Annotated in this window: 18 protein-coding genes; 10 read left to right on the top strand and 8 right to left on the bottom strand. The window is 73.0% G+C overall.

The window, feature by feature from the left end; translation table 11 throughout:
* Nucleotides 1-37: 37 nt before the first annotated feature.
* From ACFY7E_RS04900 to ACFY7E_RS04885, 4 genes are all read right to left on the bottom strand, one after another.
* The gene (locus ACFY7E_RS04900; RefSeq protein ID WP_389480750.1) at nucleotides 38-1,738 is read right to left on the bottom strand and encodes a methylmalonyl-CoA mutase; all 1,701 of its coding nucleotides are present in this window, start codon (nucleotides 1,736-1,738) and stop codon (nucleotides 38-40) included.
* Nucleotides 1,739-1,811: 73 nt separating this feature from the next.
* Nucleotides 1,812-2,144, bottom strand: coding sequence for a DUF3817 domain-containing protein (locus ACFY7E_RS04895; RefSeq protein ID WP_389480748.1), 333 nt, complete (start codon nucleotides 2,142-2,144; stop codon nucleotides 1,812-1,814).
* A gap of 43 nt (nucleotides 2,145-2,187) precedes the next feature.
* Complete coding sequence (locus ACFY7E_RS04890) at nucleotides 2,188-2,697, bottom strand: MarR family winged helix-turn-helix transcriptional regulator (protein WP_383443808.1); 510 nt, start codon at nucleotides 2,695-2,697, stop codon at nucleotides 2,188-2,190.
* 9 nt (nucleotides 2,698-2,706) lie between these two features.
* Complete coding sequence (locus ACFY7E_RS04885) at nucleotides 2,707-4,101, bottom strand: MFS transporter (RefSeq protein ID WP_389480746.1); 1,395 nt, start codon at nucleotides 4,099-4,101, stop codon at nucleotides 2,707-2,709.
* Nucleotides 4,102-4,171: 70 nt separating this feature from the next.
* Here ACFY7E_RS04885 and ACFY7E_RS04880 point away from each other — a divergent pair, with 70 nt between their 5' ends.
* Nucleotides 4,172-5,164 (top strand): DUF5937 family protein, encoded by a 993-nt coding sequence (locus ACFY7E_RS04880; RefSeq protein ID WP_389480744.1) that lies wholly within the window; start codon nucleotides 4,172-4,174, stop codon nucleotides 5,162-5,164.
* A 77-nt stretch (nucleotides 5,165-5,241) separates the two neighbouring features.
* Here ACFY7E_RS04880 and ACFY7E_RS04875 read toward each other — a convergent pair whose 3' ends face one another.
* Together ACFY7E_RS04875 and ACFY7E_RS04870 are read right to left on the bottom strand one after the other, a co-directional pair.
* On the bottom strand, nucleotides 5,242-5,535 hold the full coding sequence (locus tag ACFY7E_RS04875; protein ID WP_383443817.1) for an MTH1187 family thiamine-binding protein: 294 nt from the start codon (nucleotides 5,533-5,535) through the stop codon (nucleotides 5,242-5,244).
* Nucleotides 5,532-5,876, bottom strand: coding sequence for a DUF3817 domain-containing protein (locus ACFY7E_RS04870; protein WP_383443820.1), 345 nt, complete (start codon nucleotides 5,874-5,876; stop codon nucleotides 5,532-5,534). The genes ACFY7E_RS04875 and ACFY7E_RS04870 overlap by 4 nt, the downstream gene beginning before the upstream one ends.
* 133 nt (nucleotides 5,877-6,009) lie before the next feature.
* Here ACFY7E_RS04870 and ACFY7E_RS04865 point away from each other — a divergent pair, with 133 nt between their 5' ends.
* The 4 genes from ACFY7E_RS04865 (at nucleotide 6,010) to ACFY7E_RS04850 (ending at nucleotide 8,697) form a co-directional block, all read left to right on the top strand.
* The gene (locus tag ACFY7E_RS04865) at nucleotides 6,010-6,648 is read left to right on the top strand and encodes an AIM24 family protein (RefSeq protein WP_383443823.1); all 639 of its coding nucleotides are present in this window, start codon (nucleotides 6,010-6,012) and stop codon (nucleotides 6,646-6,648) included.
* Complete coding sequence (locus tag ACFY7E_RS04860; protein ID WP_109185396.1) at nucleotides 6,648-7,298, top strand: AIM24 family protein; 651 nt, start codon at nucleotides 6,648-6,650, stop codon at nucleotides 7,296-7,298. Before ACFY7E_RS04865 ends, ACFY7E_RS04860 begins: the two co-directional genes overlap by 1 nt.
* Nucleotides 7,295-8,080 (top strand): AIM24 family protein, encoded by a 786-nt coding sequence (locus tag ACFY7E_RS04855; RefSeq protein WP_389480740.1) that lies wholly within the window; start codon nucleotides 7,295-7,297, stop codon nucleotides 8,078-8,080. Before ACFY7E_RS04860 ends, ACFY7E_RS04855 begins: the two co-directional genes overlap by 4 nt.
* A gap of 140 nt (nucleotides 8,081-8,220) precedes the next feature.
* Nucleotides 8,221-8,697 (top strand): MarR family winged helix-turn-helix transcriptional regulator, encoded by a 477-nt coding sequence (locus ACFY7E_RS04850; RefSeq protein ID WP_383443831.1) that lies wholly within the window; start codon nucleotides 8,221-8,223, stop codon nucleotides 8,695-8,697.
* Nucleotides 8,698-8,761: 64 nt separating this feature from the next.
* Here ACFY7E_RS04850 and meaB read toward each other — a convergent pair whose 3' ends face one another.
* Entirely contained in the window at nucleotides 8,762-9,718 is a 957-nt protein-coding gene (gene meaB, locus ACFY7E_RS04845; RefSeq protein WP_383443834.1) for a methylmalonyl Co-A mutase-associated GTPase MeaB, read from the bottom strand.
* A gap of 24 nt (nucleotides 9,719-9,742) precedes the next feature.
* Nucleotides 9,743-10,963, bottom strand: coding sequence for an acetyl-CoA C-acetyltransferase (locus ACFY7E_RS04840; RefSeq protein WP_389480736.1), 1,221 nt, complete (start codon nucleotides 10,961-10,963; stop codon nucleotides 9,743-9,745).
* A 137-nt stretch (nucleotides 10,964-11,100) separates the two neighbouring features.
* Here ACFY7E_RS04840 and mce point away from each other — a divergent pair, with 137 nt between their 5' ends.
* The 5 genes from mce to ACFY7E_RS04815 all read left to right on the top strand — a co-directional run bounded on the left by mce (nucleotide 11,101) and on the right by ACFY7E_RS04815 (nucleotide 19,015).
* A complete protein-coding gene (mce, locus tag ACFY7E_RS04835) occupies nucleotides 11,101-11,553 on the top strand; it encodes a methylmalonyl-CoA epimerase (RefSeq protein ID WP_389480733.1) in 453 nt (150 codons plus the stop codon).
* 221 nt (nucleotides 11,554-11,774) lie between these two features.
* The gene (gene scy / locus ACFY7E_RS04830; protein ID WP_389481060.1) at nucleotides 11,775-16,109 is read left to right on the top strand and encodes a polarized growth protein Scy; all 4,335 of its coding nucleotides are present in this window, start codon (nucleotides 11,775-11,777) and stop codon (nucleotides 16,107-16,109) included.
* A 114-nt stretch (nucleotides 16,110-16,223) separates the two neighbouring features.
* Nucleotides 16,224-17,159: a cellulose-binding protein gene (locus ACFY7E_RS04825; RefSeq protein WP_383446567.1), complete on the top strand. Its 936-nt coding sequence runs from the start codon at nucleotides 16,224-16,226 to the stop codon at nucleotides 17,157-17,159.
* A gap of 89 nt (nucleotides 17,160-17,248) precedes the next feature.
* A complete protein-coding gene (locus tag ACFY7E_RS04820; RefSeq protein ID WP_389480731.1) occupies nucleotides 17,249-18,232 on the top strand; it encodes an ABC transporter ATP-binding protein in 984 nt (327 codons plus the stop codon).
* A 3-nt stretch (nucleotides 18,233-18,235) separates the two neighbouring features.
* Nucleotides 18,236-19,015, top strand: coding sequence for an ABC transporter permease (locus tag ACFY7E_RS04815; protein WP_389480729.1), 780 nt, complete (start codon nucleotides 18,236-18,238; stop codon nucleotides 19,013-19,015).
* Nucleotides 19,016-19,066: the final 51 nt, after the last annotated feature.

The raw sequence follows: 19,066 nt of genomic DNA, 5'->3' as shown, positions 1-19,066 counted from the left end.
GTCCCGTAACGCCCCTCACGCGTGTGCCGGGTGCTCGTCAGAAGCCCGGGGGCTCCGTGTAGACGCCCCACTCGTCGCGCAGGGCGTCGCAGATCTCGCCGAGGGTGGCCTCGGCGCGGACGGCCTCCAGCATGGGGGCGATCATGTTCGAGCCGTCGCGGGCGGCGGTCAGCATCGCGTCGAGCGAGGCGCGGACCTTGGCGTCGTCCCGGCGCGCCTTGCGCTCGCCGAGGATGCGGACCTGCTCCCGCTCGACCTCGTGGCTGACCCGCAGGATCTCCAGGTCGCCGGTGACGGAGCCGTGGTGGACGTTGACGCCGACGACCCGCTTGTCGCCCTTCTCCAGGGAGCGCTGGTACGCGAAGGCGGACTCGGCGATCTCGCCGGTGAACCAGCCGTCCTCGATGCCGCGCAGGATGCCGGAGGTGATCGGGCCGATCGGGTGCCGCCCGTCCGGGTGGGCACGGCGACCGCGCTCCTTGATCTGGTCGAAGATCCGCTCGGCGTCGGCCTCGATGCGGTCGGTGAGCTGCTCGACGTACCAGGAACCGCCCAGCGGGTCCGCGACGTTGGCGACGCCGGTCTCCTCCATGAGCACCTGCTGGGTGCGCAGCGCGATCTCGGCGGCCTGCTCGCTGGGGAGCGCGAGGGTCTCGTCGAGGGCGTTGGTGTGGAGGGAGTTGGTGCCGCCGAGGACGGCGGAGAGGGCCTCGACCGCGGTCCGCACGACGTTGTTGTACGGCTGCTGGGCGGTGAGGGAGACGCCGGCGGTCTGGGTGTGGAAGCGGAGCCACTGCGCCTTGTCGGTCTTCGCGCCGTACACCTCCTTCATCCAGCGGGCCCAGATCCGGCGGGCGGCGCGGAACTTGGCGATCTCCTCGAAGAAGTCGAGGTGGGCGTCGAAGAAGAAGGAGAGGCCGGGGGCGAAGACGTCGACGTCCAGGCCGCGGGAGAGGCCGAGCTCCACGTAGCCGAAGCCGTCGGCGAGGGTGTACGCCAGCTCCTGCGCGGCCGTCGCCCCGGCCTCGCGGATGTGGTAGCCGGAGACGGAGAGCGGCTTGTACGCGGGGATCTTCGCCGCGCAGTGCTCCATGAGGTCGCCGATGAGGCGCAGGTGGGGCTCGGGCTCGAAGAGCCACTCCTTCTGCGCGATGTACTCCTTGAAGATGTCGGTCTGGAGCGTGCCGTTGAGCACGGCCGGGTCGACGCCCTGGCGCTCGGCGGCGACGAGGTACATGCAGAAGGCCGGGACGGCGGGCCCGGAGATCGTCATGGACGTCGTGACGTCGCCGAGCGGGATGTCCCTGAAGAGGACCTCCATGTCGGCGGCGGAGTCGATGGCGACGCCGCAGTGGCCGACCTCGCCGAGGGAGCGGGGGTCGTCGGAGTCGCGGCCCATGAGGGTGGGCATGTCGAAGGCGACGGAGAGGCCGCCGCCGCCGGCGGCCAGGATCATCTTGTACCGCTCGTTGGTCTGCTCGGCGTTGCCGAAGCCGGCGAACTGGCGGATGGTCCAGGTCCGGCCGCGGTAGCCGGTGGGGTGCAGTCCCCGGGTGAAGGGGTACTCACCGGGCCAGCCGATGCGCTCGAACCCCTCGTAGGCGTCCCCGGGCCGGGGCCCGTAGACGGGCTCGACGGCGTCGCCGGAGAGCGTGGTGAAGTCGGCGTCCCGCTTGCGGGCCTTGTCGTAACGGGCCTGCCAGCGACGGCGGCCTTCCTCGATGGCGTCAGCGTCCATGCTCCGAATTTACTAGGACGTCCTAGTAAATGTCGATGGCAGACCCCGCGCCGGTGTGGCGCGGGGGGGGGTGTCAGACCTTGGCGGGAGCCGGCTGCGCGCCGCTGACCAGCGGAAGCGTCTCGCGGACGACCTTGCGCTCGACGAAGAAGGCGGCGAACGGGATGGTCCCGGAGACCAGCACCCACAGCAGCTTCCCGAACGGCCAGCGCGCCTTGGAACCCAGGTCGAAGGCGAAGACCAGGTAGACGATGTAGAGGACGCCGTGGGCCTGGGAGACCGCGAAGGTGAGGTCCTCGCCCGTGTGGAAGCCGTACTTGGCCACCATGCACGCGCACAGGATGAGGAGCATGACCGCGGTCACGTACGCCATGACGCGGTAGCGGGTCAGCACGCTGGATTTCATGCCGTCGAGCGTAACCGCACGTTCCGGGCGATCTTCGCGCGGGTCAGGCCTCGTCGAAGTCGTCCGCCGCCACCCTGAGCGGGCGGAGCATCGCGAAGATCTCGGCGCACTCCTCGGCGTCGTACGCGCCGAGGCCGAAGTCCATCTCCATCAGGTCGCGGGTCGCGGCCTCGACCACCTCGCGCCCCTTGGCGGTGATGGTGGCGAGGGTGCCGCGGCCGTCGTTGGGGTTGGGGCGCTTGGCGACGAGGCCGGACCGCACGAGCCGGTCGACCGTGTTCGTCACCGAGGTGGGGTGCACCATCAGCCGCTCGCCGATCTTCGACATCGGCAGCTCGCCCTCCTTGGAGAAGGTGAGCAGGACCAGGGCCTCGTAGCGCGCGAAGGTCAGGCCGTACGGCTTGACGACGGCGTCGACCTCCGCGAGGAGGATCTGGTGGGCGCGCATGATCGAGGTGATCGCGGCCATCGAGGGGACCGGGCCCCAGCGTTTCTGCCAGAGTTCGTCGGCGCGGGCGATGGGGTCGAAGGGGAGACTGAGCGGCTTCGGCACGCGTCGACCTTACCCATGGGGAACATGGCGGTCAGCCCCGTCTCGTCCCTCGGTCGCCCCGGCCGCCCGCAGTTCCGCGGCGGCGGCGAGGAGGCAGAGCGTGCCGACGATCCCGGTGCCCGCGACGACCGTGTGCACGGGCAGGAACTCGGCCGCGAGCCCGGCCCCCGCCATCCCGACGCCCTGGACGGTCATCATGCCCGCCGTCATCAGGGTCATGGCCCTCCCCCGCCGCTCCTCGGGCACGGCGGCGACGAACCGGGCGTCGAGGCCGAGGGTGTACGCGCCGGTGGCGCCGGCCAGGAAGAGCGCGGCGGCCGCGAGGACGACGCCGGGCTCGACGGCGTACAGCAGGTAGGGCAGGACGCCGGTGACGGCGAGCGGCACCACGATCCGGGAGCGGGCCGCGGCGGAGAGGAGGGAGCCGGCGAGCAGCTCGCCCGTGACGGTGCCGACGGGCAGCGCGCACATGAGGAGGCCGAGGGCGGCGGTGGAGACGCCGATCTCGTCGGCGTAGGGGGCGGCGAGCGCCTCCGGTACGACGGCGAAGAGCGGCGGCACCCAGAACATCACCATGAGGGCGCGCACGCGCCGGTCGCGGAGGACGGCCCAGGTGCCGGCGAGGCCGCCCGCCGTGTCCCCGGCGCCCCGGGCGGGGCGGCGGACGGTGCCGAGGCGGAGCAGCAGCGCCGAGGCGAGGAAGGTGGCGGCGGTGACGACGAGGGCGCCGCGCGGCGGGACGACGGTGAGCAGGACGCCGCCGGCGGCGAACCCGGCGAGCAGGGCGCTCTGGGAGACGATCCTCAGGAGGGAGCGGCCGAGCACGAAGAGGTCGCCCTCGCCGAGGACGTCGGCGAGGGTCGCCGTACGGGTGCCGTGGAAGACGGGCGAGACGACGGCGACGGCGCAGCGCAGCGCGAGCAGGGCGGCGACGGGGGTGGCGGGGACGGTCATCAGGACGACGCAGGCGGCGCAGACGAGGTCGCAGCCGACGAGGATCCGGCGGGGCGGGAGGCGGTCGGTGAGACCGGCGAGGAGGGTGCCGCCGAGCAGGTAGGGGAGGAAGCCGAGGGCGAAGGTGAGGGAGGAGAGGAGCGGGGAGCGGGTGAGGTCGTAGACGAGCACGGTCAGCGCGAGCTCGCTGACGACGACCCCGAGGAGGGAGAACAGGTGCGCCACGAACACGAACCGGAACTCCCGCACCCGGAAGACGGCCGAGTAGCCGGGGCCGGACGCGTCGCTCCTCGGGGCCGGACCGCCGTCGGGAGCGGGCGGGGGCCCGGGGGCGGCCTCCGGCCGGTGGGCGGGCGGGGGCGGCTCCCCCGCCGACAGGAGCGCGGACTTCCCCGTCGGCGCGGAAGGGCCTGGGGTGTCCTGGGTGTCCGGGGCGTCGGGTTTCGGCATGGGCGCAGCCTGCCGTCGGGGGGCCGGGACGCCTAGACTTTCGGGTCCAGGCGAATCTTCCGGAGGGGACGTGCCGTACCACCTGCGTTTCGGGGAGGCCGATCCGCTGCGGATCCGGTTCGCCGTCTCGCCGCTGTGGGAGACGCACTCCGCCGTGCGGGTCCTCGCGCGGCCCCGGCAGCAGGGGTACCACCTGCCCTGGATGCGGCGGATCGCGGGCGCCGCGCGGGAACTCGACCTGGGGCCGCTGCACCTGCTGATGCCGGCGCGCGGGCACAGCCCGGACTTCCTGTACCCGCCGCCGCTGGGACCCGCCGCCTCCTTCGAGGAGGAGATCGAGGCCGTACGGAGGACCGATCCGGCGCTCGTCCTGCACGACTTCGAGCGGGCGCTCGCCGCGACCCCGGGGGCGGTGGAGACCGAGGAGGGGCGGCGGATGCTCGCGGACCCGGCCGGCGCGGCGGAGCGGCTCGCCGAGCTGCTGCGGGCCGCGTGGGAGGCGCTGGTCGCGCCCGACTGGCCGCGGCTGCGGGCGCTCCTGGAGGCGGACGTGGCGTACCACTCGCGGCGGCTCGCGGAGGGCGGGCTCGAACGGCTCCTGGGCGAGCTGCACCCGTCCTTCGAGTGGGCGGCGGAGACGGCCACGCTCCGGGTGGACCACCACGGGGAGCACGTGCGGCCGCTGGACGGTCAGGGGCTCGTCCTGATGCCGTCGGTGTTCACCTGGCCCGAGGTGGTGAGCGGGTTCGACCCGCCGTGGCAGCCGACGGTGGTGTACCCGGCGCGCGGGATCGGCGGGCTGTGGACGGACGCCCGGGACCGCACCCCGGAGGCCCTGGGGCGGCTGCTCGGCCCGGTGCGGGCGGACGTGCTGTGCGCCCTGACGGAGCCGATGGGGACCACGGCCCTCGCCCACCTCCTCGGCCGGGCGCCCTCCACCGTCTCCGCGCACCTGGCGGTGCTGCGGGACGCGGGACTGCTCGCCTCCCGGCGCTACGGCCACCAGGTGCTGTACGAGCGGACCCCGCTGGGGCTCGCGGTGTCGCAGCCCGGGGCGGGGTGACCCCCGCCCCGGGACGGTGCGGAGAAGCCCCCGCCCGGAGGACCCGGGGCGGGGGCTTCGTACGGGAACGGGGGCGCTCAGCCCTCCAGGTGCCGCTCGACGGTGGCGACCTTGCTGCTCAGGCCGTCCGTCACGCCGGGGCGGACGTCGGCCTTGAGGACGAGGGAGACGCGGGGCGCGCGGGCCTCGACGGCGGCGACGGCGCGCTTGACGACGTCCATGACCTCGTCCCAGTCGCCCTCGATCGAGGTGAACATCGCGTCGGTGCGGTTCGGCAGGCCGGACTCCCGGACGACCCGGACGGCGTCGGCGACGTACTCGCCGACGTCCTCGCCCACGCCGAGGGGGGTGACGGAGAAGGCGACGATCACGCGTTCACCGTGCCCTCGCGGCGGGCGCGGGACGCGATGACCGCGTCCTCGGCCTCGCGCTTCAGCTTCCGCTCGGCGTAGAAGCCGCCCAGGGGCAGGACCGAGAGGACGAAGTACAGGGCGGCGGTCCCGAAGCTCCACCTGGTCCGGTTCCAGGCGTCCAGCCAGAAGAGGACGTACAGGACGAACAGGATGCCGTGGATCGCTCCCATGACCGGCACCGCGTTGAACTCCGTCGTCCGCTTGAGCACCGAGCAGACGAGCAGGAGCAGGAACGAGACGGCCTCCGGCGCGGAGACGAGCCGGAGCCGGTGGAGGGAGGAGGCGGTCTTGATGTCCACGGAGGGGATCACCTTCGTTCGGTCTTGTGACGCGATCTCGTGACGCGATCTTGTGAACGGATGCACAAGGGCCCGTCCATTGTGCACGGCGACTTTGCTGTTCCTTTAGGCGGGTCCCCAGTACCTTCGGGCCGTGGCAACGTTCCGACTGCAAGGCAGCAAGGTGCTCGCCGTCTCCCTGACCGGCGACGCCGTGAAGGCGAAGAACGGCTCGATGGTCGCCTACGACGGCCAGATGGCGTTCAAGAAGATGAGCGGCGGCGGTGAGGGCCTGCGCGGCATGGTGACCCGCCGGCTCACGGGTGAGCAGATGGAGGTGATGGAGGTCCGCGGGCAGGGGACCTGCTGGTTCGCCGACCGGGCCTCCGAGATCAACCTCGTCTCCCTGCACGGCGACAAGCTGTGGGTGGAGGCGAGCAACCTGCTCTGCGCCGACGCGGGGCTGCGCACCGGCACCACCTTCACGGGCCTGCGCGGCGGGGCCACCGGCAACGGCCTCTTCACCACGACGGTGGAGGGGACGGGCCAGGCGGCGCTCATGTCGGACGGCCCGGCGGTGGTGCTGCGGGTGACCCCGCAGTACCCGCTCCAGGTCGACCCCGGCGCGTACATAGCCCACCAGGGCAACCTCCAGCAGCACTTCCAGTCGGGTGTGACCTTCCGCACCTTCCTGGGCGAGGGCGGCGGCGAGGCCTTCCAGATCCGCTTCGAGGGGGACGGCCTGGTGTACGTCCAGCCCAGCGAGCGGAACACGATCGGGGGCGACGTCTGATGCCGTTCCGCGAGATCAACTCGAAGATGGTCGAGGCGACCGTCGTCCCGGGGCAGCGGCTGTTCAGCCAGCGCGGCGCGATGCTGGCGTACCGGGGCGACGTCACTTTCACGCCGAACACGGCGGGCGGCCAGGGCGGCCTGATGTCGATGATCGGCCGCCGGGTGGCCGGCGAGGCGACCCCGCTGATGACGGTGGAGGGCAGCGGCACGGTGATGTTCGGGCACGGCGGCCACCACATCCAGGTGATCGCGCTGACGGGCGACACCCTGTACGTGGAGGCCGACCGGCTGCTCGCCTTCGACGGGACGCTGGAGCAGGGCACGATGTTCATGGGCTCGCAGGGCGGGGTCATGGGCATGGTCCGCGGCCAGGTGACCGGCCAGGGCCTCTTCACCACCACCCTGAAGGGCCACGGCTCGGTGGCCGTGATGGCGCACGGCGGCGTGATCGAGCTGCCGATCGTCCCGGGCCGCCCGGTCCACGTCGACCCGCAGGCGTACGTGGCCCACCACGGCGACGTGCGCAACAAGCTCTCCACCGCGCTCGGCTGGCGCGACATGGTGGGGCGCGGCTCGGGCGAGGCGTTCCAGCTGGAGCTGAGCGGCAGCGGCGCGGTGTACGTCCAGGCCTCGGAGGAGAAGCTGTGAGCACCCCTGTCATCCACGACCCGCACACCCTGCCGTCGGACGACAACGTCAATCCGTACACATTTTGCGTCGAGCTGAAGGGATCCCAGTGGTTCCTCCAGAAGGGCAAGATGATCGCCTACTACGGGCGGATCGAGTTCAACGGCATCGGGCACGGGCGGCTCGACCGGCTGGTGCGGACGTCCTTCCACTCGCCGCTGCACGCGAGCGACTGGGTGGTGGCGGAGGGCAGCGGCAAGATGCTGCTCGCGGACCGGGCCTTCGACGTGAACTCCTTCGACCTGGACGAGGGCAACCTGACGATCCGGTCCGGGAACCTGCTGGCCTACCAGCCGACCCTGGCGCTGAAGCAGTCGATCGTGCCGGGCTTCGTGACGCTGATCGGGACGGGCAGGTTCGTGGCCGCGTCGAACGGTCCGGTGGTCTTCATGGAGCCGCCGCTGCGGGTGGACCCGCAGGCGCTGGTCGGCTGGGCGGACTGCCCCTCGCCCTGCCACCACTACGACCACGGCTACCTGACGGGCGTGATGGGCGGCGTACGGGCCCTGACGGGCCTGGGCGGCACCTCGGGCGAGGAGCACCAGTTCGAGTTCGTGGGGGCGGGCACGGTGCTGCTCCAGTCCACGGAGCTGCTGATGGCGGAGCGGGACACCGGCGCGCCCCCGGCCCAGGCGGGTGTCCCGGGCGGTCACGGCGGGTACGGTTCAGGCCACGGGCAGCAGGCCTCGGTACCGCGTCTTCCCGGCCAGCTGGGGGACCTCCAGCGTCGCTTCGGGCTGTGAGCGGTAGTCTGCGGAGTGTGACGCCCTCGAACGTCTGCGCCGGTGGTGCGGCGGGGACGGCGGCCGGGTGGGGCCCCGGGTGCGCGGCGTCACGCTCCCAGACTTCGTCAAGAATTCAACTTCTTAGGTAGAATCCACATATGGAGACCGAGACGGCCACCCCGTGGCTCACCGACGGCGAGCAGTGTGCCTGGCGCACCTTCCTGGACGTCCAGAGGATGCTGACGCACCAGTTGGAGAAGGACCTCCAGCCCTTCGGCCTGACGATGAACGACTACGAGATCCTGGTGAACCTCTCGGAGTCGGCCGAGCGCCGGCTGCGCATGAGCGACCTCGCCGCGGCCACCCTCCAGTCGAAGAGCCGCCTCTCCCACCAGATCACCCGGATGGAGAACGCCGGCCTGGTCCGGCGCGAGAACTGCGAGTCCGACCGGCGCGGCCTGTACGCCGTCCTCACCGACCAGGGCATGGAGACCATGCGCAAGGTCGCCCCGCACCACGTCGACTCGGTGCGCAGGCACTTCATCGACCAGCTCACCCCGGAGGCGCTCGGCGACCTCCACGAGTCCCTGAAGCCGATCGCGGAGCAGCTGCGCGGACGGCGCGGCAAGCCGTAGCACCCGGCCGTACGCGAAAGGGCCTCCCCGGCGACCCGGGGAGGCCCTTCCTCGTGCGTGCCGCTCAGTTGCCCGTCAGCTCCGCCACCAGCTCGTCGGCGGCCGCGTACGGGTCGAGGCCGCCGGCCGTGATCCGCTCCGCGAGCGCGTCGAGCCGCCGGTCGCCGCGCAGGTCCCCGATCCGCTCGCGCAGGGCCGTGACCGCGATGGTCTCGACCTCGCGCGACGCGCGGGCCCGGCGGCGCTCCGCCAGGACCCCGTGCTCCTCCATCCAGGCGCGGTGCTTCTCCAGGGCCTCCACGACCTCGTCGACGCCCTCGCCGCGGGCCGCGACCGTCTTGACGATCGGCGGCCGCCAGTCGCCCGGGCCGCGCGCCTCGCCGAGGCCCAGCATGTGGTTGAGCTCGCGGGCCGTGGCGTCCGCGCCGTCCCGGTCGGCCTTGTTCACCACGTACACGTCGCCGATCTCCAGGATGCCCGCCTTCGCGGCCTGGATGCCGTCGCCCATGCCCGGGGCGAGCAGGACCACGGAGGTGTCGGCCTGGGAGGCGATCTCCACCTCCGACTGCCCGACGCCGACGGTCTCCACGAGGATCACCTCGCAGCCGGCCGCGTCCAGGACGCGGATGGCCTGCGGGGCGGACCAGGCGAGACCGCCCAGGTGGCCGCGGGTGGCCATGGAGCGGATGTAGACGCCCGGGTCGGAGGCGTGGTCCGACATCCGGACCCGGTCGCCGAGCAGCGCCCCGCCGCTGAACGGGGAGGACGGGTCGACGGCCAGGACGCCGACCCGCTTCCCCGCCCGCCGGTAGGCGGTGACGAGCGCGGACGTCGAGGTGGACTTGCCGACGCCGGGCGAGCCGGTCAGGCCCACCACGTACGCGCCGCCGGTGAGCGGCGCCAGCGCCGCCATCACCTCGCGCAGCTGCGGGGACGCCCCCTCCACGAGCGAGATCAGCCGGGCCACGGCCCGGGGCCTGCCCTCGCGCGCCTGGGCGACGAGTGCGGGGACGTCCACCATGTGCGGAACTCCTTGCCTGGGTGCTTACTTGCCGGAGACGCCGGAGACGCCGGGAACACGGACGATCAGGGCGTCGCCCTGGCCGCCGCCGCCGCACAGGGCCGCCGCGCCGACGCCGCCGCCGCGCCGCTTGAGCTCCAGGGCGAGGTGGAGCACGAGCCGGGCGCCGGACATGCCGATCGGGTGGCCGAGCGCGATGGCACCGCCGTTGACGTTCACCTTGTCGGTGGTGATGCCGAGGTCCTTCATCGACTGGACGGCGACCGCGGCGAAGGCCTCGTTGATCTCGATCAGGTCGAGGTCGTCGACGCTCAGGCCCTCCTTCTTGAGGGCGTGCAGGATCGCGTTGGACGGCTGCGACTGGAGGGAGTTGTCCGGACCGGCCACGTTGCCGTGGGCGCCGATCTCCGCGATCCACTCCAGACCCAGCTCCTGGGCCTTGGCCTTGCTCATCACGACGACGGCGGCGGCGCCGTCGGAGATCTGCGAGGAGGTGCCGGCGGTGATCGTGCCGTCCTTGGTGAAGGCCGGGCGGAGCTTGCCGAGGGACTCGGCGGTGGTCTCGGCGCGGATGCCCTCGTCCTTGGCGAAGATCACCGGGTCGCCCTTGCGCTGCGGGATCTCGACCGGGGTGATCTCGGCCTCGAAGACGCCGTTCTTCTGGGCGGCGGCGGCGCGCTGGTGCGAGAGGGCCGCGATCTCGTCCTGCGCGGGGCGCTCGATGCCCAGGCGGGTGTTGTGCCGCTCGGTGGACTCGCCCATGGCGATGCCCTCGAAGGAGTCGGTGAGGCCGTCGTGCGCCATGGCGTCGAGCATCTCGATCGCGCCGTACTTGAAGCCCTCGCGGGACTTCGGGAGCAGGTGCGGGGCGTTGGTCATCGACTCCTGGCCGCCGGCGACGACCACGTCGAACTCGCCGGCGCGGATCAGCTGGTCGGCCAGGGCGATGGCGTCGAGCCCGGAGAGGCACACCTTGTTGACGGTGAGGGCCGGGACGTTCATCGGGATGCCGGCCTTGACGGCGGCCTGGCGGGCGGGGATCTGACCGGCACCCGCCTGGAGCACCTGGCCCATGATCACGTACTGCACCTGGTCGCCGCCGATGCCGGCCCGGTCGAGGGCGGCCTTGATGGCGAAGCCGCCGAGCTCGGCGCCCGAGAAGGACTTGAGCGAGCCGAGCAGGCGACCCATGGGCGTGCGGGCGCCCGCGACGATCACTGAGGTGGTACCGGTCGTTCCAGACATGAGGCACGGCCCCTTGGGATGAGAAGTGAACGAGGGTTTACCGCCAATGTACTGAGGCGCGCGGCGCCCGGTCATCGGCCCGACGGTGTGACGGCGCGCACGTTGCGTAACCACCCCGCCGGGGTTGCACTGGAGCCATGCTGACGCGAATCGACCACATCGGGATCGCCTGTTCCAACCTCGACGCCACCGTCGAGTTCTACCGCGCGACCTACGGCTTCGAGGTCTTCCACACCGAGGTCAACGAGGAGCAGGGCGTCCGCGAGGCCATGCTCAAGATCAACGACACCTCGGACGGCGGGGCCTCCTACCTCCAGCTCCTGGAGCCGACCCGGGAGGACTCGGCGGTGGGCAAGTGGCTCGCCAAGAACGGCGAGGGGGTGCACCACATCGCCTTCGGCACCGCCGACGTCGACGGCGACGCCGACGCCATCCGCGGCAAGGGCGTCCGGGTCCTCTACGACGAGCCGCGGACCGGCTCCATGGGCTCCCGGATCACCTTCCTGCACCCCAAGGACTGCCACGGCGTCCTCACGGAACTGGTCACCTCGGCCGAGCCGTCGGCTGACCACTCCTCAGCGGAGCACTGACCTCCGGATTCCCGGCCCGGTAGAGTGGGCGGCTCCGGGCCGGGGCCGGTCGGGGCCGCTCCGCGTGGCACCCAAGTCGGGATGTCGGGGTCGTCCGATCTGCCACGATTCCCCGGGGGCCCGTCCCCGGCCGAGGGGACGGCGCTCGTGAGTGTTGCGACCAGGGTTGGGGTCTTCCCTGCTCGAACGCGTTGAGAGCTCGGGGAAGGATGGACCGCGCAGTGCGGGGCTACGAACGCCAGGAGAGCCACCGAGCTGAAGACGACCATCTCGCCCGGTTCGAAGCCGAGATGGACCGGCTGAAGACCGAGCGCGAGAAGGCCGTCCAGCACGCCGAGGACCTCGGTTACCAGGTCGAGGTCTTGCGCGCCAAGCTCCACGAGGCGCGCCGCACCATCGCGTCCCGGCCCGCGTACGACAGCGCCGACATCGGCTACCAGGCCGAGCAGATGCTGCGCAACGCCCAGGCGCAGGCCGAGCAGCTCCGCCAGGACGCCGAGCGCGAGCTGCGCGAGGCCCGCGCCCAGACCCAGCGCATCCTCCAGGAGCACGCCGAGCACCAGGCGCGGCTCCAGGCCGAGCTGCACAACGAGGCCGTCCAGCGCCGCCAGCAGCTCGACCAGGAGCTGAACGAGCGCCGCCAGACCGTCGAGGCGCACGTCAACGAGAACGTGGCCTGGGCCGAGCAGCTGCGCGCCCGTACGGAGTCCCAGGCCCGCCGGCTGATGGAGGAGTCCCGCGCGGAGGCCGAGCAGGCGCTCGCCACCGCCCGCGCCGAGGCCACCCGGCTCGCCGAGGAGACCGGCCGCCGCGTCGGCGCCGAGGCGGAGGCCGCCCGTGCCGAGGCCGAGGCGATCCTGCTGCGCGCCCGCAAGGACGCCGAGCGGCTCCTCGCCAACGCCGCGGGGCAGGCGCAGGAGGCCACCAGCCACGCCGAGCAGCTCCGCTCCTCCACCGCCGCCGAGACCGACCAGGCCCGCCGCCGGGCCACCGAGCTGTCCCGCGCCGCCGAGCAGCGGATGGAGGAGGCCGAGGAGAGGCTCAGGACCTCCCGCGCCGAGGCCGAGAAGGCGCTCACCGAGGCCAAGGAGGCCGCCGCCCGGCAGCTGTCCTCCGCCGAGTCGGTCAACGAGCAGCGCACCCGTACGGCCAAGGCGGAGATCGCCCGGCTCGTCGGCGAGGCCACCAAGGAGGCCGAGACCCTCAAGGCGGAGGCCGAGGAGAAGCTGCGCGAGGCGACCGCCGAGGCCGAGAAGCTGGTCGCGGAGGCCTCCGAGAAGGCCCGTACGGCCGCCGCCGAGGACTCCGCCGCCGCGCTCGCCAAGGCCGCCCGGAGCGCCGAGGAGATCCTCACCAAGGCGTCCGAGGACGCCCGGGAGACCACCCGCAAGGCCGCCGAGGAGGCCGAGCGGGTCCGCCGCGAGGCCGAGACCGAGGCCGACCGGCTGCGCGCCCGGGCCGGGGAGCAGGCGGACGAGCTGCTCGGTTCGGCCAAGGACGACACCAAGGAGTACCGCGCCAAGACCGTCGAGCTCCAGGAGGAGGCGCGGCGGCTGCGCGGCGAGGCCGAGCAGCTGCGCGGCGAGGCCGTCGACGAGGGCGAGCGGATCCGCGGCGAGGCGCGCCGCGAGGCCCTCCAGCAGATCGAGGAGGCGGCCGGGACCGCCGAGGAGCTGCTGTCCAAGGCCCGTAAGGACGCCGAGGAACTGCGGACGAAGGCCGGCGCGGAGAGCGAGAAGGTCAAGTCCGAGGCGATGGAGCGCGCCCAGACGCTCCGGGCCCAGGCCGAGGAGACCCTGGAGCGCACCCGCGCCGAGGCCGAGCGGCTGCGCGCCGAGGCCGAGGAGCAGGCCGAGTCGGTGCGGACCGCGGCCGAGGAGGCCGCGGCGACGCTGCGCGCGGACGCCGAGCGGGCCGCCGAGGCGCGGCGCGTGGAAGCCGCCGAGGAGCTGACCCGGCTGCACACCGAGGCCGGGGCGAAGGTGGCGGCCGCCGGGGAGGAGCTGGCCGACGCGCGCGCCGAGGGCGAGCGGATCCGGCGCGAGGCCGCCGAGGAGACGGAGCGGCTGCGGACCGAGGCCGCCGAGCGCATCCGTGCGCTCCGGGAGCAGGCCGAGCAGGAGGCCCAGCGGCTGCGGACCGAGGCGGCGTCGGACGCGGGCGCCGCGCGCGCCGAGGCCGAGGCCTCGGCCGTACGGCTGCGCACCGAGGCGTCCGACGAGGCCGAGCGGCTGCGGTCGGAGGCCCAGGAGACCGCCGACCGGGTGCGGGCGGAGGCCGCGGCCGCCGCCGAGCGGGTGGCCGCCGAGGCCGCCGAGGCGCTGGCCGCCGCGCAGGAGGAGGCCGTCCGGCGCCGCCGGGAGGCCGAGGAGACGCTGGAGTCGGCCCGTTCCGAGGCCGGCCGGGAGCGCGAGCTGGCCCGGGCGCAGTCCGAGGAGCTGCTCGCCGCCGCCCGCAAGCGGGTCGAGGACGCGCAGGCCGAGGCGCAGCGCCTGGTCGAGGAGGCGGACGCGCGGGCGACCGAGATGGTCGCGGCGGCCGAGCGGACCGCCCAGGAGGTGCGGGACTCGGTGGCCGGTCTGCGCGAGCAGGCCGAGGAGGAGATCGCCGGACTGCGGTCGGCGGCCGAGCACGCGGCCGAGCGGACCCGCACCGAGGCCCGGGAGGAGGCGGACCGGGTCCGCGCCGACGCGTACGAGGAGCGGGAGCGGGCGACCGAGGACGCGGCCCGCACGCGGGCGCGTGCCCAGGAGGAGTCCGAGGCCGCGAAGGCGCTGGCCGAGCGGACGGTCACGGACGCGCTCGCCGAGTCGGAGAAGCTGCGGTCGGACACCGCCGAGTACGCGCAGCGGGTGCGGACCGAGGTGACGGACGCGCTCGCCTCGGCCGAGCAGGACGCGGCGCGCACGCGGGCGGACGCCCGGGACGACGCGAACCGGATCCGTTCGGAGGCCGCGGAGCGGGCCGAGACGGTGGTCGGCGAGGCGCGGGCCGAGGCGGACCGGCTCACCGCCGAGGCGGTCGAGCTCATGGAGACGGCCGAGCAGGACGCGCAGCGCCTGCGGGCCGAGGCCGAGCGGGTGAGGGCGGACGGCGAGGCGCACGCGGAGGCGCTGCGGGCCGCCGCGCTCGCGGACGGCGAGCAGGTCCTCGACGAGGCCCGCAGGGCCGCCGACAAGCGGCGCAGTGACGCCGCCGAGCAGGCCGACGCGCTCGTCGCCGAGGCCACGGGCGAGGCCGAGCGCCTCACCCGCGAGGCGGCCGAACTGGCCGAGCGGGTCACCGCGGAGGCGACGGCCGGGGCCGAGCGGCTCACCGCCGAGGCGGTCGAGCTCATGGAGACGACGGAGCAGGACGCCCTGCGCATCCGCGCCGAGGCCGAGCAGATCAGGACCGACGGCGAGGCACACGCCCAGGCGCTGCGGGCCGCCGCGCTCGCGGACGGCGAGCAGGTCCTCGACGAGGCCCGCAGGGCCGCCGACAAGCGGCGCAGTGACGCCGCCGAGCAGGCCGACGCGCTCGTCGCCGAGGCCACGGGCGAGGCCGAGCGCCTCACCCGCGAGGCGGCCGAACTGGCCGAGTCGGTCGTGGCGGAGGCGCGCGCCGAGGCGGAGGCCGCGCTCGGCTCCGCGCGGCGGGAGGCCGAGGAGATCCGCACCGGTTCGGAGCGCCTGAAGGCGGACGCCGAGGCGGCGGCCGAGCGGATGCGCGCGGAGGCCCGCGAGGAGGCGGACCGGCTCCTGGACGAGGCGCGGGAGGCCGGGGCCAAGAAGCGTTCGGACGCGGCCGAGCAGGCGGACCAGCTCGTCGCCAAGGCACAGGAGGAGGCGCTGCGCGCCACCACCGAGGCCGAGTCGCAGGCGGACCTGATGGTCGGCGCGGCCCGCAAGGAGGCCGAGCGGATCGTCGCCGGGGCGACCGTCGAGGGCAACTCCCTGGTGGAGAAGGCCCGTACGGACGCGGACGAGCTCCTGGTCGGGGCGCGCAGCGACGCGACGGCCATAAGGGAGCGGGCCGAGGAGCTGCGGGGCCGGATCGAGGGCGAGATCGAGGAGCTGCACGAGCGGGCGCGGCGCGAGACGGCCGAGCAGATGAGGACGGCCGGCGAGCGGGTCGACAAGCTGGTGAAGGCGGCGACGGAGCAGCGCGCCGAGGCCGAGGAGAAGGCGAAGGAGACGCTCTCCGAGGCGAGTTCGGAGGCGAGCAAGGTCCGGATCGCCGCGGTCCGGAAGGCCGACGCGCTCCTCAAGGAGGCCGGGCAGAAGAAGGCGTCGCTCGTCGCGGAGGCCGAGGCGATCAAGGCGGAGGCCGAGCGGATCAGGGCCGAGGCGGAGGCCGAGGCGGCGGAGACGATCGCGGAGGGCAAGCGCGAGCTGGAGGTGCTCGTGCGCCGGCGCAAGGACATCAACACCGAGATCTCCCGTGTCCAGGACGTCCTGGAGGCGTTGGAGTCTTTCGAGACCCCGGGCGGTGGGAAGTCCTCCGGGTCGGCGGGCACCAGGGCGGGGGCCTCGGCCGGTTCCACCCGGACGAGTGGCAAGTCCCAGGACGGGTAGCCACTCAAAAGGCTGGACATTCTCCCGGCCAAACAGGCATACGCTCGATGACACGCCGCTTCGGCCCCTAGGATTCCCTCTAACACCTCACCGGTCTCATTCGACAGGAACCCCATGAGCGACACTTCCTCCCCCTTCGGCTTCGAGCTCGTGCGGCGCGGTTACGACCGCGGTCAGGTGGACGACCGCATTACCAAGCTCGTGGCCGACCGCGACAGTGCTCTTTCGCGCATCACCTCTCTGGAGAAGCGCATCGAGGAGCTCCACCTCGAGACGCAGAACGCCCAGGCACAGGTCACCGACGCCGAGCCGTCGTACGCGGGGCTCGGCGCCCGGGTCGAGAAGATCCTCCGGCTCGCCGAGGAGGAGGCGAAGGACCTGCGTGAGGAGGCCCGTCGCGCCGCCGAGCAGCACCGCGAGCTGGCCGAGTCGGCCGCCCAGCAGGTGCGCAACGACGCGGAGTCGTTCGCGGCCGACCGCAAGGCCAAGGCCGAGGACGAGGGCGTCCGGATCGTCGAGAAGGCGCAGGGCGAGGCCAACTCGCTGCGCGCCGAGGCGCAGAAGGACGCGCAGTCGAAGCGCGAGGAGGCGGACGCCCTCTTCGAGGAGACCCGTGCCAAGGCCGCCCAGGCCGCCGCGGACTTCGAGACCAACCTGGCGAAGCGCCGGGAGCAGTCGGAGCGGGACCTGGCCTCGCGTCAGGCAAAGGCCGAGAAGCGCCTGGCGGAGATCGAGCACCGGGCCGAGCAGCTCCGCCTGGAGGCCGAGAAGCTGCGTACGGACGCGGAGCGCCGGGCCCGCCAGACGGTGGAGACCGCGCAGCGCCAGGCCGAGGACATCGTGGCCGACGCGAACGCCAAGGCCGACCGCATCCGCAGCGAATCGGAGCGCGAGCTGGCGGCCCTGACGAACCGCCGGGACTCGATCAACGCGCAGCTGACCAACGTCCGCGAGATGCTGGCGACGCTGACCGGTGCCGCGGTGGCGGCGGCCGGCTCCCCGATCGACGACGAGCGCCAGAGCGGCGTCCCGGCCCAGCAGACGCGGTAACGGGCGTCCGGGCGACGGCCCGGCGACGTCTCGCGGAACCCCCCGTCACTCCGGTGGCGGGGGGTTTTGCGCGCCCTTAGCTTGGACGCATGATCGAGCTGGAGGGCCTGACCAAGCGTTACGGGACGAAGACCGCGGTCGACCACCTCTCCTTCCGGGTGCGGCCGGGCGTGGTGACCGGCTTCCTCGGGCCGAACGGGGCGGGCAAGTCGACGACGATGCGGATGATGCTGGACCTGGACAACCCGACGAGCGGGACGGTCCGGATCGACGGCCGGCACTACCGGGAGCTGCGCGAGCCGCTGAAGCACATCGGGGCGCTGCTCGACGCCAAGGCGATGCACGGCGGCCGTTCGGCGTACGACAACCTGCTCTGCCTGGCGCAGTCGAACCGCATCCCGGCGAGCCGGGTGGACGAGGTGCTCGCCCTGGTGGGTCTGACGCCGGTCGCGCGGAAGAAGTCGAAGGGTTTCTCCCTCGGCATGGGGCAGCGGCTCGGCATCGCCTCGGCGCTCCTCGGTGATCCCGAGATCCTGATGTTCGACGAACCCGTCAATGGTCTGGACCCCGAGGGAATTCACTGGATCCGCAATCTCATGAAGACGTTGGCGGCCGAAGGCCGGACGATCTTCGTTTCCAGCCATCTGATGAGTGAAATGGCGCTGACGGCGGATCACCTGATCGTGATCGGACAGGGAAAGCTGCTGGCCGACACGTCGATGGCGGATTTCATCCAGCGGAATTCGCGGAGTTATGCGCGGCTGCGTTCGCCGCGGCGGGAGCGGCTGCGGGACGTGCTGCGCGCCCACGGCTTCGTCGTGGCCGAGGCGGACGGCGGCGCCCTGGAGGTGGACGGGGCGACGACGGAGGAGCTGGGCGAGCTGGCGGCGGAGAACGGGCTCGTGCTGCACGAGCTGAGCTCCCAGCGCGCCTCGCTCGAAGAGGCCTTCATGCGGATGACGGCGGGCGCGGTGGAGTACCACGCGCACGGCACCGACGTCCACGGCGGCGACGTACACGGCGGCGTCGCGGCGCCCGGCCCCCGGTGGGGCCCGACCTCCGAGGGAGCCTGAACGATGGCAGTGGCATCCGCGGTCCTCCGCTCCGAGTGGACCAAGATCCGGACGGTGTCGTCGACCGTCTGGACGCTGGCGAGCGCGCTGCTCGTCACGGTGGGGACGGGCGCGGGTCTGTCCGCGCTCACGGCGAGCGGCTTCGACAGCCTGAGCGAGGCCGAACGGCTCACCTTCGACCCGACCGCGGTCAGCTTCTCCGGGATGATCCTGGGCCAGCTGGCGATGGTGATCTTCGGGGTCCTGGTGGTGGGGACCGAGTACTCCTCCGGCATGATCCGCACCTCGCTGGCGGCCGTGCCGCGGCGGGGGACCTTCCTCTTCTCGAAGATCGCGGTGGCGGGCGCGCTCGCGCTCCTGGTGAGCCTGGCGACGAGCTTCCTCGCCTTCTTCCTGGGGCAGGCGCTGCTCGGCGAGCACCGGACGACGATCGGCGCGGACAACGTGCTGCGGGCGGTGATCGGCGGCGGGCTCTACATGGGGCTGATCTCGGTCTTCTCCATGGGGGTGGCGGCGATGCTGCGCTCGTCGATGCTCTCGCTCGGCATCCTGGTGCCCTTCTTCCTGCTGGTCTCCCGGATCCTGGTGATCGTGCCGAAGGCCAAGGAGGTGGCCCGCTACTTCCCGGACCAGGCCGGATCGAAGGTCATGCAGGTCGTGCCGGGCGCCCTGGGCTCGGACAAGGCCCCGTACGGCCCGTGGGGCGGGCTCGGGATCATGCTGCTCTGGGTGGCGGCGGCGCTGCTCGGCGGCTACCTGGTGATGCGGAGGCGGGACGCCTGATCCCCGGTCCGTTCCCCCCGCTTTTCGCCGGAACCGTCAACGGCTGGATAA

The sequence above is a fragment of the Streptomyces sp. NPDC012825 genome (genome assembly GCF_042900925.1).
In the GTDB taxonomy this organism is placed as follows: domain Bacteria; phylum Actinomycetota; class Actinomycetes; order Streptomycetales; family Streptomycetaceae; genus Streptomyces.
The sequence above is the reverse complement of the archived record's forward strand: the minus strand, read 5'-3'. Positions and strand labels throughout refer to the sequence as shown.

Bases quoted from the DNA above. Each gene is read 5' to 3' on its own strand.
- ACFY7E_RS04900 (WP_389480750.1), bottom strand. From the start codon at position 1,738: ATGGACGCTGACGCCATCGAGGAAGGCCGCCGTCGCTGGCAGGCCCGT.
- ACFY7E_RS04895 (WP_389480748.1), bottom strand. From the start codon at position 2,144: ATGAAATCCAGCGTGCTGACCCGCTACCGCGTCATGGCGTACGTGACC.
- ACFY7E_RS04885 (WP_389480746.1), bottom strand. From the start codon at position 4,101: ATGCCGAAACCCGACGCCCCGGACACCCAGGACACCCCAGGCCCTTCC.
- ACFY7E_RS04860 (WP_109185396.1), top strand. From the start codon at position 6,648: ATGCCGTTCCGCGAGATCAACTCGAAGATGGTCGAGGCGACCGTCGTC.
- ACFY7E_RS04850 (WP_383443831.1), top strand. From the start codon at position 8,221: ATGGAGACCGAGACGGCCACCCCGTGGCTCACCGACGGCGAGCAGTGT.
- meaB (WP_383443834.1), bottom strand. From the start codon at position 9,718: ATGGTGGACGTCCCCGCACTCGTCGCCCAGGCGCGCGAGGGCAGGCCC.
- ACFY7E_RS04840 (WP_389480736.1), bottom strand. From the start codon at position 10,963: ATGTCTGGAACGACCGGTACCACCTCAGTGATCGTCGCGGGCGCCCGC.
- mce (WP_389480733.1), top strand. From the start codon at position 11,101: ATGCTGACGCGAATCGACCACATCGGGATCGCCTGTTCCAACCTCGAC.
- ACFY7E_RS04825 (WP_383446567.1), top strand. From the start codon at position 16,224: ATGAGCGACACTTCCTCCCCCTTCGGCTTCGAGCTCGTGCGGCGCGGT.
- ACFY7E_RS04820 (WP_389480731.1), top strand. From the start codon at position 17,249: ATGATCGAGCTGGAGGGCCTGACCAAGCGTTACGGGACGAAGACCGCG.
- ACFY7E_RS04815 (WP_389480729.1), top strand. From the start codon at position 18,236: ATGGCAGTGGCATCCGCGGTCCTCCGCTCCGAGTGGACCAAGATCCGG.